A 12916-nucleotide genomic window follows, 5' to 3' on the forward strand; every position below is an offset into this window, starting at 1 on the left:
GGCGATCGTTGTATCTATCCCGAAGATTCTGACGATTATCTCCTTATACACCTCAATTATGATGGTGTTTCTAACATAATCGCACTAATTCCTTCCCAACTACTGATTCATAAACAGAAGATATTATTTAAGAAACGTTCCTGGCCCGGAACGTGATGGACGAACGCGACGACGACGGAAGGCTCGAACCGAATCGCCGAACGTTTCTCGCGGGGACGGCCGCGGCCGGAGCCGGTGCGGTCTCGACGGGACTGACTGCGGGCGCCGAAGACGGCGAGCCAAATGGGGCCGCGAACGACGGGATCCCGGACCCGGCACCGGCGCCGGAACGTCGCGGTCCGCACACGGGGCGTCCGCCCGCCCGTGGCGACCGCGGGATGGTCGCGACGCCGCACTGGCTCGCAACCGCGGCGGGCAACGACGCGCTTCGAAACGGTGGCAGCGCCGTCGACGCTGCAATCGCCGCGAACGCCGTGCTGTCGGTCGCCTACCCTCACATGTCCGGACTGGGCGGGGACGCCTTCTGGCTGATCCACGACGGTAACGACGTCCGCGCGCTGAACGCGAGCGGTCCCGCCGCGGCGAACGCGACCCGCGAGCGGTTCGCCGAGTACGACGAACTACCCGATCGTGGACCGGAATCGGCGCTGACCGTCCCCGGTGCGGTCGACGGCTGGCGACGTGCCCACGAGGCATACGGCGGGCTCGCCTGGGAAGAACTGTTCGGGGACGCGATCCGCCATGCTCGCGAGGGCGTTCCGGTCGGGCATTCGCTAGCTGACTGGCTCGAGATCGACGAGCCGATACTCAGGGAGTTTCCCGACACGGCCGAGATTTTCCTGCCCGACGGGGACGTCCCCGAAGAAGGCGACCGACTCGTCCAAACCGCACTCGCCGACTCGCTCGAAACCCTCGCTACCGAGGGGGCGCGCGAGGGATTCTACGACGGTCCAATCGCCGAGGAACTCGCTTCGCCCGAAGGATCCCCGTTGACGTCCGCCGACTTCGCCGACTTTGAGGCCGACTGGGTCGAACCCATCTCCACGACCTACCGCGGCTACACCGCGTACAACTTCCCGCCGAACACGCAGGGCTTCGCCGCCCTGCAGGTGCTCAATCTGCTCGAGGGGTTCGACATCGAATCCTGGGGCGACGGCACGGCCGACTACTACCATCACATGGCCGAGGCAGTCAAGGTTGCCTTCGCCGACCGCGACGAGTGGCTCACGGATCCCGACCACGTCGACATCCCGCTCGAGACGCTGCTCTCAAAGGAGTACGCCGACGAACGCCGCGGCCGTATCGACGCTGAGAGCGCGATGGAAATGGATGACGTCGAGCCTGGTATCGAATTCGGCGGTTCCGACCGCGACATACCGGGCGGCGACACGGTCTACCTGACGGCCGTCGACGACGACGGGTTGGCGGTCTCGCTCATTCAGTCGGTCTACTACGATTTCGGTAGCGCCGTCGTCGGCGGCGACAGCGGAATCATCCTCCAGAACAGGGGCTCTTTCTTCTCGCTCGACGAAGACCATCCGAACCGTCTCGAACCGGGGAAGCGTACGTTTCATACCCTGATTCCGGCGATACTCTGCAAGGACGGCGAGCCGTACCTCTGCTACGGGACGATGGGCGGCGAGGGCCAGCCACAGACTCAGGCCGCGATGGTGACCCGCCTCGTCGACTTCGACTACGACGTCCAGCAGGCCATCGAGACGCCGCGCTGGCTGATGGGTCCGACGTGGGGCACCGACGACAGGGATCTCTCGCTCGAGGGGCGGGTCGACGACGCAGTCATCGACGAACTCGCCGCCCGCGGTCAGCCGACGACGGTCCTCGACGACTGGGACGACAACATGGGGCACGCACAGGCGATCCGCATCGACCCGGAGACGGGGTACCTCGAGGGAGGTGCAGATCCGCGAGGAGACGGCTCGGCGCAGGGGTTCTAAGGGCCTTCGGAACTCGAGTACGAACGGTCCCGTCGATTCCCGCTTCGCTTTCGGCGATAGCTACCCTCTCATTGTGAACTCCTGACCATCAGTTGTGTCGACCCGTAGCGGCTCACCGTGCCACTCGATCTCGAGTTTTCCCCGCGAAAGGTACGGGGAGAGGGCGTCTGCCGACAGCAGCCCGTGATAGCTGCCGTCGCGGACGACGGGGAGATGTTTGACGCCCGCGCCTCGCATCGTTTCGATTACCGTGTCCAGGGTCGCCGTCGGTTCGATCGTCGTCACCGGGGTCGACATAATCTCGCCCACGGTCGGCTGTTCGGTCGTTTCCGCAACTGTCGCGACGACATCCGACTCGGTAACGATCCCGACGACCTGCCCATCGAGCTGGACCACGAGCGCGGGAACCGCGGGACGACGAAGGTGCTGTGCCGCTTCGCTGACGGGCAAGTCCGGCGACACTGTCGGCGGCGCCCGCACCCCGAGGCTATTGACTGTTATCTCGATCATGCACGTCCTGTGCTAACACGAGCCACTATATGACGGTGTTGGACATACGGGTATTCAGTACTAGTATTCCTAGCCATATTTAGTCATGATTCCACGTAGAGTGGGGTAAGTAACAACCAGTCTGCCCTGTGAGCGGTGAAACGGGGTAGTACGGACCGGAGATCCCAGTTCGGATATCGTCCACTTTCATTCTATCGATATCGCGGCGGTTCCGAACCGGATCAAGTTTCTTGATTTTTGTCGACCCGTAGAACGATTTATATGGTAATAATCCGTTGTGAGTATGACTGTCACGAGAAGCTCGACGAAATAGCCGAGTGCTCACTAGACGCCGCGTTCTGCGAACCACCGCCGTGACTAGCGTCGTCACGACCGGGGCGGCCGCTTCGAACGCGGCCGCGACGGGCGGCGAGCCGACCTTCGACGAGGGACGCGCCCAACCGGTCTTCGCAGAACATGACGTAATCAGGGAGAATTACATCTCTCGGATCGTCCGTATCACCTCGAGTTCGACCTGCAGGCGACTGACCGCGTCTTCGAAGCGAGGACGCGGTTCGGCGTACTGTTGGCCTCGACCGACCCCGGAAGGAGGTGTTGCAGCCGTCGGAGACCCACGTCGAGATCGAACTCGATCTCAACCGGAGCTCAGTCCGAGTGCCGGTCGTGGGTAGCAAGGTAGCGCTCGAGTTGGCACTCACAAACTGAGGGCGTCGATCGTCGACGCGAGGCGGGACTACCAGCTTCGGGACGGATGCTCCAGGGCGTCGTCGGGCGGAAAACACTCGAGCTCCTCGGAGAGACCGAACACCCGGGCCGCGTTCTTCCCGTCGGCGAGTGCCACCGCGTCCTCGTCCCAATCCAGGTGGATGACGTCTCGTTCCGCGAGCTTGGGGAGGTGGGTTCGAGTCAACCGGAAGCGGGCGCGTTCGATCGCTTGCTCGTCGAGGTCCTCGGGTGCGAGCTGGTGGCGACGGGCGGCCACGCTCTGTGAGAGTTGCTCCACCGAGGACGTTCCGTTCCGCCTGACGAGTTCGTGGAGAACGAGCTGGCGGTCGGCGCTGGCGAGTACCTCGAACGTCTCCGTTCGGTCCATGCCTACCCAAACCGACTCTCGTGAGTCGCAAAACCCCTCGGTCAAATCACGTTGGGTCGGGTTGCGATCGCAACGCGGGGTGCACCGTCGATCGAGTCGAGTCGAACCGGGCCACGCGGAAGACGAGACGCCGGTCTAGGACTGGGGTTTCGCGTTCGGTACGGAGCCGTTCGGAGTGATGTTTCTTCTGTCGCCGATTAATCAACTCTCTCGAATTATGAAATCGTCCAATAGAACAAAACCAGTGACGTTCCAAGAGTAAGATATGGTGGGGGAATTCACCGTCGACCTACGTGATGGGCAATCCGTGTCGTTCGACGAAATCGTAGTGCTGGAACGGAACAACGGAAAGTGGATTCGATGTGTTCGGGACGGGCCCAGTCCGCGAGAGAACCTCCCGGAAACAACGAAATACTACCACCTCGACATAGATGTCGAACGGATCGTCATCGAGCCCGGCGAGACGCTGCAGGACTCGCCGACCGCGACCGCTGTTGACGAGGTCGAGGCCACGGTAATTGATGCCAGATCCCTCGAGGACTCGAGCGAGCGACGCCTGCTCGAGTAGCCGTTCGGGCGTCGTCGAGGCGGGGGCCACGACGGACGGGCCGTCAACCAGCTCGCTTTTCGTCGCCGACGATCCGAACTCCGTCTCGCCCGAGAACGGTCCGAGTTCGAGTACGTTTCACTCGTGCCAGATCTGCTCGAACTCGTCCCTGTCCGAGACGAGGAAGAACGACAAATCGTTCTGAAGGCCGTCAACTACTACGACGAGGGAGCGACGGCGTTCGATGCGTTCCACGCCACGACTGCAGAAACGCGGACGCTGAACGTGCTTTCATCGGAGAAAGACTACGAAGACATCGAAGTGGAACGAGTTCCGCTAGAATCAGCTGATGAATGACGCAGATTCTGTTGCATGCTACCGATTCTTATGCTGCTCTACAGAAAAGACAGGCCGAGTGCCTCGGGGCTTGACCCCGCGGGTGAAGGCCGTAAGCTCCGCTAAACGTGTTCCGTTCGCTCAATATACTGTTCAATCGTCTCGCTCGACACTGTGCCTGCCGTCCCGACATAGTACGACTCTTCCCAGAATCCACCACCCCACAAATACTGTTCCAGAAACGGTTCGTGTTGCTCCCACATCTCTCGTGCTGTGATGCTCTTAATCGTCCGTACAATCTCACTCGGCGCGTGTTTCGGATGCGCGGACAGAACACATGTACGTGGTCAGGAGATATATACAACGATTGTAGGTCATAGCCGTACTCATCGCATACCTTCTGGAACCACTCATCCAACGAATCCTCGATTGGCTCCAGTATCGCGTGGCGGTACTTCGGACACCACACGAAGTGGTAGTTGACGTTGTACACCGTGTGATTTGACCGTTTCTCCCCCATATTGGGCACACCACACCGATACACTTAAGTATATCCAAAGGATATACAACGGTATGGCGAATCGCTTTGAAATCGACGGCGAGGAAGTTCTCGACGGAGAGGTTAAGCCGTTCGGGAACAGTGCCCACGTCACCGTCCCCAAACGCTGGCGTGGCGCGGACGTGAAAGTTGTTCGTACCTCAGAACCCACCGAACAAGACGAAGAATGACAACCGAAGAGCCGACTCTCGTGAAGACTCTGGATTTCCAACTCGACATCCAGAGTGACAACGAGAGTCTGCTCGAAGACGCCACACCCACGAAGCCCGCTGGGTGTACAACGAAACCATCCGCCTTGCCAAAAACGGCGTGGACTGGGACGACATTTCCCCTCGTCTCGAAGACGAGGCCGACCTCATCAAGAACACGACCCAGCGCATCGTCGCCAAAGCCTTGGAAGCGATGGAGAATTACTACGACTACGACGACTACAACATTCCCAGCCACACTAAAGATGGCGCGTACCCACTTCGAGCCAACTACGAAGAAGGCTACAACCTGTCGCTCACCGATGATGGCGAAGTGGCGTTTCGAATCAGCGCGAAACCCTACAACCACGTCAAAGGCATCCTCAAGGGTAGTGACGCCCACCTTGATTTGCTCAAGAACGCACTGACGAGCGATGAGTGGAAGGTCACAACGTCCGAGACACTGTGGCGCGAGGGAGAACCGGAACTCCACGTCAATATTTGCAACACCGAACGTACTGTGCGAAACAAGCAGGACTCTCGAACGGTTATCGGTGTCGATGTGAACGAGGACAACGTGGCTCTCACTGCACTCTCCGAGGATGGCGTCGAGGATACGTTGGTTATCGACTTCCCCGAAATCAAGTTCGAGCGCCACCGCTACTTCACGATGCGGAAGCGCGTGCAGAACGCGGGGAAGGACAGCATCCACGACACGCTGGAAGGGCGTGAGGAACGGTTTGTCCGCGACCGACTCCACAAAGTGAGCCGTCACATCGCGGAGTGGAGTCAGCAGTTCGAGAAGCCGTGCATTGTCTTTGAAGACCTCAAAGAGATGCGCGACAGTATCGACTACGGCACACGGATGAACCGACGCTTGCACCACCTTCCATTTCGCTCTCTCCAGTTCTATACGTCGTACAAGGCTGCGTTCGAGGGAATCCCCTCAGATTCGATTGAGCCGTACAAGACGAGCCAACGGTGCCCGTTGTGTGGGCACGCTGAACGGGCGAATCGGCGGAAGAAGCGGTTCAAATGTGAGGACTGTGGTCATCAAGACCACAGCGACCGTGGTGCAAGCGTCAACATCGCCGTGAAAGGCATCGAGAAGTATATGGGTTGGAATGTGCCTGCTCTCAACAGCCTTCCCGTTGTTCGGAAGGTGCGACGGCAGGCATCGGGGCTTGTGGACAGCCCGACCGTGACCCACCCGACCGTTCGAGGCTATCAGACCGATGGTCAGGTGGGTGTATCTGATTAAACCACGGGAAGAAGCCTTGGGGCTTGACCCCGAGGCGGTTCACTATCCCTTTGCTCAACCTTGTTCAGGTAGATGAAATCCATGGTGCGCACCGTGGAAAATAACGTCCGCTCATGTGTAGCGCATTGTCTCTGGAGTTTCCTCTTGCGATGCTACTGTATCTCTGTCGACACGAGAATCGACTTATGACCCTCTCTGCGCGTTGATTGCTGTTCACTATCTGAGCGATGCAACTGTATCAACCATCTCCTACAGAAGAGCATACCCAGCAAAGATAGATACAGAGACTCGATGTTCGGGGCCAGCCCAGAGGAAGTACATAGAGATGTAGCAATCACACGGAAAAAAGCCCCCTCGTGAACTCACAATCACCGTTGTCACTGAAGGAATCTAGAATACCGTACAATCGTCCCTAAGAGAAGTAATCTTCGCTGGTCGGACTGAAGGTGTGGTGAGTTGAAGTGCACTGTGAACGAATATCCCCACAATCGAAAATCATCAGTGACCTCTCCGAGATGGCTTCCGTCGGTGCTAACTAACGTCCACCGGGCAGGTATGTTTAGTTGTCTTGTGAGTATTCCCCGAAGTGTGCCTTCTTGTATATCTGCGACGTGAACATCCGCTGAATCGCGTATCTCCCATCGCTCTCGCAGACGAGGGGCGTGTTTTTCGACAAACCCGATGCGCTTCCCAGTTGATTCATCATCTATAGAGTACGTACCCCACATACCATGCTGTCGATCAGCATGAGCACGATATATACGATTACCAGTAGGTGTCTCAAAATAAACGTCTAAGGTCCCATCTAACCGCGTGAGTCTTACTATGATGATTGGTGACGAATCCCCTGTCACGATGCCTTTTGATTTCCGAAATGATTCAACCTCCCAAGATACGTGGTATTCATCCAGCGTAAAAAGTTCCGAAGTCATATCACATTATGATATGCTCAGAAGGCTATAGGCTTATTGATAGACACCCATGCTGAGGTATGCAGCCTACGACAAACCTGATCAAATTGAAGATACAGTTATAAACTCTCTGATGTTTTAAAAAATCGTAGTACTCAAATTAAAGCCAGTGTACTCGTCACAACCAACTGGTCAACAATCGGAAGATTTCTAATCGGTTATCAGCCAGTATACGTACTCAGAAACCTGCTTAGTGCTATCTAGTATTCCTTTGCTCGACCTTGTTCAGGTCTCAAACTGATGTTACAGATCTCGTCTACTTTGCCGGTTCTGGTACATCTACTCAGTCGTCGTCAGCGGTATACGCGCCTCCACGACGTTTGATTCGAGCAACCACCATTCGGTACTCGTCTCGATGGAAAGTGACCGCGAGACGGAACTCACCGACACGTATTTTACGGCGTGGACTGTTTTGGAGGGGTTCACCATAGTCTGGTGGGTCGCGCCACGGGGAATCGACGATTTCGTCGAGTTTGTCGATAATGCGTTGCTGCTCGTTCGGATTGAGTGCATCGAGGTCGTCCTGTGCTTTCGATGCGAGTTCCCACGCCCACCCGTCGTCACTCATTCGTGTCGTCAGTGCCGAATCGGTCGCGCGCTTCTTCGGCGCTCATCGTCCGCTTTTCACGGAAATCTTCCTCCGCTTGAAGGAGTGCGACGAGTTCGTCGCGGTCGAACGTGGGATGTTCGACGGCATCGCGTAAGGTATACCGAATAAATTCGCTACGGCTGTTGAATCCTCGTCCTTGCCACGTGTCTTCGATCTCGTTGAGAAACGACCGTGTGACTTTGAAGTTTACCGTGACAATCTCGTCGTCGCCGTTGTTCGTGGCCGCTTCGGACATACGCCTGTATTACCCGCGTGTTACTGTAGGTGTTTCGGCGTTCGAACGCTGAAGCTATTGGCGAGAAGAAACAGTAGTCGATACGTGAAACCTATGCCGATTGCTACCGGTTCTCACGCTGCTCTACTTTGTTCAATTCGATCAGCAGTCGGAAGATCGCCTTCACGAGGTTCGCGTCGACGTCGAACTGCTCGGCGTTGTGACCCGCCCGCTCCATCACCTGTTCCTCCTGTTTCTCGTCGGTCGTCGGCAATCCCTTCTCGTCTTTGACCGCCGCGATCGTGTCCGCAACGTAGGTTCGCTGGGCGATCAGTTCGACGATCTCGCGGTCGATCGACTCGATCTCCTCACGAAGCTCGTCGAGATCCATCTCGTCTGGCGTTCGATTCTCGGGGTCGTCGGTGTCGGTGTCGTTCGGTGTCATATCGTTCGTGCTCCGTCGGTTCGGGTCGCTACCAGTCGCGTCGTGCCGTCGCGGTCGGCCCACCGCTCGCGGACCGTCTCGAGAGTCGCTCGGTCGCCGACGGCGACGTAGCTCGGCCCGGTGCCCGACAGCGAGACGCCGTCGACGTCGGGCATCGCCTCGACCATCGGGTCCGTCGGGAACTCGAGGACGCTACAGAAGGCGAGACCGTTGACCGTCATCGCCTCGCCGTACCGGCCCCCGAGGGCTAGCTCCTCGACGAGGGTGGCCATCGGCGCGATTCGCTCGCAGGCCGAGACGTCGGCGTCGGCGCTGTAGGCCTGCTCGGGGGGCGTGTAGACCAGCGCCTCCCAGTCGACGTCCTCGCGGGCGAGCAGCTCGTCGGTCGCGTTGTCGGTGACCGTCACCCCGCCGAGCATGCTCGCGCTGGCGTCGTCGAACGCGCCCGTCGCGGTGACGCCGGCGTCGCGGGCCGCCCGGACGCCGAGCCGACAGGCGTCGATCCGGTCGACGGCGTCGGTGATCTCGAGGGCGTCGAGGGTCGCGAGCACCGTGGCGTTGGCCGCGGCGCTGGAACTCTTGAGTCCGGCGGCCATCGGAATCTCGCTGTCGGTCCGGGCCCGGGCGCCGACCGCGCCGGTGAGCCCCGCGTCCTCGGCATACGCCTCGAGGACGCGCTCGACGCAGCGTTCGATGAGTTCGGTGTCGGCGTCGGGTCGCTCCGCGACGGTGCCGACGATCTCGTCGTCGGTCGTCAGTTCGACCGTCGCGGTCGTCTCGAGATCGATTGCGAACGCCGATCCGCGACCGGTCGCGAGCGCGTTCAGCACGGTCCCGGCCGCCGGCGCGACTGCCCGGCCATCCATACCGGTCCCTCTCGCCCGGGCCGTATTTAGGCTGGCGGTCACGGCGAGTAGTGGGGACGAGGCCGATCACCGAACAGTCGCGCCGCGAGCGCACCGCTTTTCTCCGGGCCGGCCGAACCGGGCCGTATGAGCCAACGCAGCAACGTCGCACCCAGTACGATCGGGGTCGACTTCGTCGAGGGAGGGGTCGTCGTCGAGTACCTCGACGGACGAGACGTCTTCTACCACGGGCCGCCGAAACCCGTCGAGGAAGCGATAACGTCGCCGCCGGGGAAGGAGGTCCACGTGCTGGTCACCGATCCCGACGGCGTCGAGGGCGTGATGACCTACGTCAACGACCGTAACACCCACGCGGAGATCCTCGAGTCGACCGGGGTCGGCCGTGTGATCCTCGAGGGGAACGACGAGGAGGTGCTGTTTCCGGGCGTGACGGTGTCGACGGAGGGGTATTCGATCCGGGTCGAGGCGGACCCCGAGGTCGTCGACGGGCGCGTCTTCGTCTTCGCGGAGGACGAGATGAGCGAGCACGCCTACGAACTCGTCGCGAATGAGGAGGACGCGGAGTGATGCCACTGCAAAAGTCCTGGCGCGAACTCGACCGCGAGACCGTCGCTCGGGCCCCGGATCGACCCGGCGTCTACGAGCTCGGAGACGGATCGGGGACGGTGCTGTCGGTCGACCACGGCGTGTTGCGCGACGAGCTCAAGACGGCGCTGGCCTACGGCGACGGGGAACGCGTTCGCTGGACGGAGGCCCACACGCTGGATCGGGCCCGCGAGCTCGCGACCGAGCACCGCGACCGACTCGAGTAGCGCGGCCGCGGCTACTGGATGTACGACGGATCGCTCCCGTCGCAGTGTTTCTCGTGTTCGGTGGCGTCGGACTGCTCGTCGAACAGCAGCCCGCAGGTCTCACACTCGTACCAGGTGGCGTCGTCCCGTTCGGTCTGGACCACCATAGGAAACCGTGCGGTACGGACACCCAAAGGCGTTTCTCCGGCACGACCCCCGACGGCCGCGCCGGCCCGAGGACAATTCTCAAGAGCACGGACCCGAAACGACACGCTATGAGTGGGTCGGACGAGGACGGCGTTCGGCTGTCCGTTCGGGCGGCCGAGAAGCGCGACGCCGGGCGCGGGGTCGCCCGTATTCCCGAGCGCGCGCGCCGGGAGCTCGGCGTTCTGAGCGGCGATACGGTCGTGATCGAGGGCGAGAAGACGACGGTCGCGAAGATGTGGCCCGCGGATCCGTCGGTGCCCGAAACCGTCGTCCAGATCGACGGCGACACCCGCGCGAACGCCGGGGTTCACGTCGGCGATACGGTCACGATCCGACCGAAAGACAACTCGACGATCGGGGAGGCCGAGCGCGTGACGCTGTCGCCGCCGTCCTCGATGGGCGAGGACGACCGACAGCTCGCCTCTCGCGACGTGGCCCAGAAGCTCCGGAACAGGCCGGTTCGGGCCGGCGAGCAGATCCGGATCGAGGGCGTCAGTCAGAACCCCTTCACCGTCGTCGACACGACGCCGGGCGGCGACGTGCGGATCTCGAGTGCGACCGCGGTTCGGATCGCACCCGCCGAGGACCGGGCGAACACGGACCGAGGACGTGCCCGGAGCGACGGGACCGAGTCCTCGGGTGGCGGAGACGGATCCGACGCGGAATCGCTCCCGGAGGCCGGGCCGACCTACGAGGATATCGGCGGGTTAGACGAGGAGTTAGAGCAGGTCCGGGAGATGATCGAGCTCCCGCTGTCGGAACCCGAACTGTTCCGGCGGCTCGGCGTCGAGCCTCCCTCCGGCGTTCTGCTGTACGGACCGCCCGGGACGGGGAAGACGCTGATCGCCCGCGCGGTCGCGAACGAGGTCGACGCCTCCTTCGAGACGATCTCCGGGCCGGAGATCATGTCGAAGTACAAGGGTGAAAGCGAGGAACAGCTCCGGGAGGTGTTCGAGCGCGCCCGCGAGAACGCGCCGACGATCGTTTTCTTCGACGAGATCGACTCGATCGCCGGCGCCCGCGGCGAGGACGAAGGCGCCGAGAACCGCATCGTCGGCCAGCTGTTGACGCTGATGGACGGGCTCGACGCCCGCGGCGAGGTGATCGTCATCGGCGCGACGAACCGCGTCGACGCGATCGATCCCGCCCTGCGCCGGGGTGGGCGATTCGATCGGGAGATCCAGATCGGCGTTCCCGACGAGTCCGGTCGGCGGGAGATCCTCGAGGTCCACACCCGCGGGATGCCCCTGGACGAAGACGTCAGCATCGAGACGATCGCTCGGCGAACCCACGGCTTCGTCGGCGCGGACCTGGACGCGGTCGCCAGCGAGGCCGCGATGGCCGCGATCCGGGAGCGTCCGACCGACGCCGAGGACCGCGAGGAGTGGAACCGCGAGCCGAAGGTGACCCGGGCCCACTTCGATACGGCGCTGGCGTCGGTCGAACCCTCGGCAATGCGGGAGTACGTCGCCGAGTCTCCGGAGACCGACTTCACCGACGTCGGCGGGCTCGAGGACGCCAAGAACACGCTCCGTGAATCGGTCGAGTGGCCCCTGACCTACGATCGCCTCTTCGAGGAGACGAACACCGAGCCGCCCTCCGGAGTGTTGCTGTACGGCCCGCCCGGGACGGGGAAGACGCTACTGGCCCGCGCGCTCGCGGGCGAGACCGACGTCAACTTCGTGCGGGTCGACGGCCCCGAGATCGTCGACCGCTACGTCGGCGAGTCCGAAAAGGCGATCCGGAAGGTGTTCGAGCGGGCCCGCCAGGCCGCGCCGTCGATCGTCTTCTTCGACGAGATCGACGCCATCACCGCGGCCCGCGGTCAGGGACAGAACGAGGTCACCGAGCGGGTGGTCTCCCAGCTGCTGACCGAGCTCGACGGAATGCGGGAGAACCCGAACCTCGTCGTGCTTGCCGCGACCAACCGCAAGGACCAGATCGATCCCGCCCTCCTCCGACCGGGACGGCTCGACACGCACGTCCTGGTCGACGAGCCCGACCTCGAGGCCCGCGAGAAGATCCTCTCGGTCCACGCCGGCGATAAACCGCTGGCAGGGGACGTCGACCTCGCCGAGCTGGCGGCCGAGCTCGAGGGGTACACAGGCGCGGATCTGGAGGCGCTGGTCCGCTCGGCGTCGATGAAGGCGATCCGCGAGGTCGCGACCGCCTACGACCCCGAGGAGGCAAACGAACGGGCCGACGAGGTCGTGATCGAACGACGCCACCTCGAGGACGCCCGCGAGGAAACCGACGCCTCGAGCCGATCGAGGTAGGCGGTGCGAAACCGATCGTTTCGGCTCCGGGAGCGGGAAGGGTCCGATTACCCGTGCGAGCGACTTTGTACCGGGATCTGATACCGC

Annotated in this window: 13 protein-coding genes and 3 pseudogenes; 8 read left to right on the plus strand and 8 right to left on the minus strand. The window is 61.5% G+C overall.

The genetic code is table 11. The annotated features are described in order from the left end of the window. The first annotated feature begins 155 nt into the window (after positions 1–155). Complete coding sequence (gene ggt, locus NATOC_RS15905) at positions 156–1955, plus strand: gamma-glutamyltransferase (protein WP_015322503.1); 1800 nt, start codon at positions 156–158, stop codon at positions 1953–1955. Between the two features lie 60 nt (positions 1956–2015). Here ggt and NATOC_RS15910 read toward each other — a convergent pair whose 3' ends face one another. Both NATOC_RS15910 and NATOC_RS15915 read right to left on the minus strand, forming a co-directional pair. Beyond that, entirely contained in the window at positions 2016–2465 is a 450-nt protein-coding gene (locus NATOC_RS15910; protein WP_015322504.1) for a CBS domain-containing protein, read from the minus strand. Between the two features lie 733 nt (positions 2466–3198). Next, positions 3199–3558 (minus strand): DUF7344 domain-containing protein, encoded by a 360-nt coding sequence (locus NATOC_RS15915; protein ID WP_015322505.1) that lies wholly within the window; start codon positions 3556–3558, stop codon positions 3199–3201. A 265-nt stretch (positions 3559–3823) separates the two neighbouring features. Here NATOC_RS15915 and NATOC_RS15920 point away from each other — a divergent pair, with 265 nt between their 5' ends. Further along, the gene (locus tag NATOC_RS15920; RefSeq protein ID WP_015322506.1) at positions 3824–4126 is read left to right on the plus strand and encodes a hypothetical protein; all 303 of its coding nucleotides are present in this window, start codon (positions 3824–3826) and stop codon (positions 4124–4126) included. 75 nt (positions 4127–4201) lie between these two features. Continuing rightward, positions 4202–4462: pseudogene (locus NATOC_RS15925) on the plus strand (PIN domain nuclease); the annotation flags it as partial. 101 nt (positions 4463–4563) lie between these two features. On the opposite strand, the pseudogene tnpA reads toward NATOC_RS15925, so the two are convergent. Further along, positions 4564–4961 (minus strand): annotated as a pseudogene (gene tnpA / locus NATOC_RS15930) (IS200/IS605 family transposase). A gap of 53 nt (positions 4962–5014) precedes the next feature. Here tnpA and NATOC_RS21270 point away from each other — a divergent pair. Continuing rightward, the gene (locus tag NATOC_RS21270) at positions 5015–5170 is read left to right on the plus strand and encodes a DUF2080 family transposase-associated protein (protein WP_007540613.1); all 156 of its coding nucleotides are present in this window, start codon (positions 5015–5017) and stop codon (positions 5168–5170) included. Beyond that, a pseudogene (locus NATOC_RS15935) lies at positions 5167–6449 on the plus strand (RNA-guided endonuclease TnpB family protein). Before NATOC_RS21270 ends, NATOC_RS15935 begins: the two are co-directional and overlap by 4 nt. A gap of 1254 nt (positions 6450–7703) precedes the next feature. On the opposite strand, the gene NATOC_RS15940 reads toward NATOC_RS15935, so the two are convergent. The 4 genes from NATOC_RS15940 to NATOC_RS15955 all read right to left on the minus strand — a co-directional run bounded on the left by NATOC_RS15940 (position 7704) and on the right by NATOC_RS15955 (position 9555). Further along, entirely contained in the window at positions 7704–7988 is a 285-nt protein-coding gene (locus NATOC_RS15940; protein WP_015322508.1) for a type II toxin-antitoxin system RelE family toxin, read from the minus strand. Beyond that, on the minus strand, positions 7981–8265 hold the full coding sequence (locus NATOC_RS15945; protein ID WP_015322509.1) for a ribbon-helix-helix domain-containing protein: 285 nt from the start codon (positions 8263–8265) through the stop codon (positions 7981–7983). Before NATOC_RS15945 ends, NATOC_RS15940 begins: the two co-directional genes overlap by 8 nt. Positions 8266–8368: 103 nt before the next feature. Then, positions 8369–8689, minus strand: a complete 321-nt coding sequence (locus NATOC_RS15950) for a chorismate mutase (RefSeq protein WP_015322510.1) — start codon at positions 8687–8689, stop codon at positions 8369–8371. Next, positions 8686–9555, minus strand: coding sequence for a shikimate kinase (locus NATOC_RS15955; RefSeq protein WP_015322511.1), 870 nt, complete (start codon positions 9553–9555; stop codon positions 8686–8688). Before NATOC_RS15955 ends, NATOC_RS15950 begins: the two co-directional genes overlap by 4 nt. A 126-nt stretch (positions 9556–9681) precedes the next feature. Between NATOC_RS15955 and NATOC_RS15960 the strand changes: the two genes are divergently transcribed. Together NATOC_RS15960 and NATOC_RS15965 are read left to right on the plus strand one after the other, a co-directional pair. Beyond that, positions 9682–10122 (plus strand): DUF5796 family protein, encoded by a 441-nt coding sequence (locus tag NATOC_RS15960; RefSeq protein WP_015322512.1) that lies wholly within the window; start codon positions 9682–9684, stop codon positions 10120–10122. Next, positions 10122–10367 carry a DUF7508 domain-containing protein gene (locus tag NATOC_RS15965; RefSeq protein ID WP_015322513.1) on the plus strand — a complete coding sequence of 82 codons (246 nt, stop codon included), beginning with the start codon at positions 10122–10124 and terminating at the stop codon, positions 10365–10367. Before NATOC_RS15960 ends, NATOC_RS15965 begins: the two co-directional genes overlap by 1 nt. A gap of 11 nt (positions 10368–10378) precedes the next feature. Here NATOC_RS15965 and NATOC_RS23100 read toward each other — a convergent pair whose 3' ends face one another. After that, a complete protein-coding gene (locus NATOC_RS23100) occupies positions 10379–10513 on the minus strand; it encodes a DUF7128 family protein (protein ID WP_008425288.1) in 135 nt (44 codons plus the stop codon). Between the two features lie 108 nt (positions 10514–10621). Between NATOC_RS23100 and NATOC_RS15975 the strand changes: the two genes are divergently transcribed. Further along, positions 10622–12829, plus strand: a complete 2208-nt coding sequence (locus tag NATOC_RS15975) for a CDC48 family AAA ATPase (protein ID WP_015322514.1) — start codon at positions 10622–10624, stop codon at positions 12827–12829. Positions 12830–12916: the final 87 nt, after the last annotated feature.

This window comes from Natronococcus occultus SP4, assembly GCF_000328685.1.
GTDB classification, from domain to species: domain Archaea; phylum Halobacteriota; class Halobacteria; order Halobacteriales; family Natrialbaceae; genus Natronococcus; species Natronococcus occultus.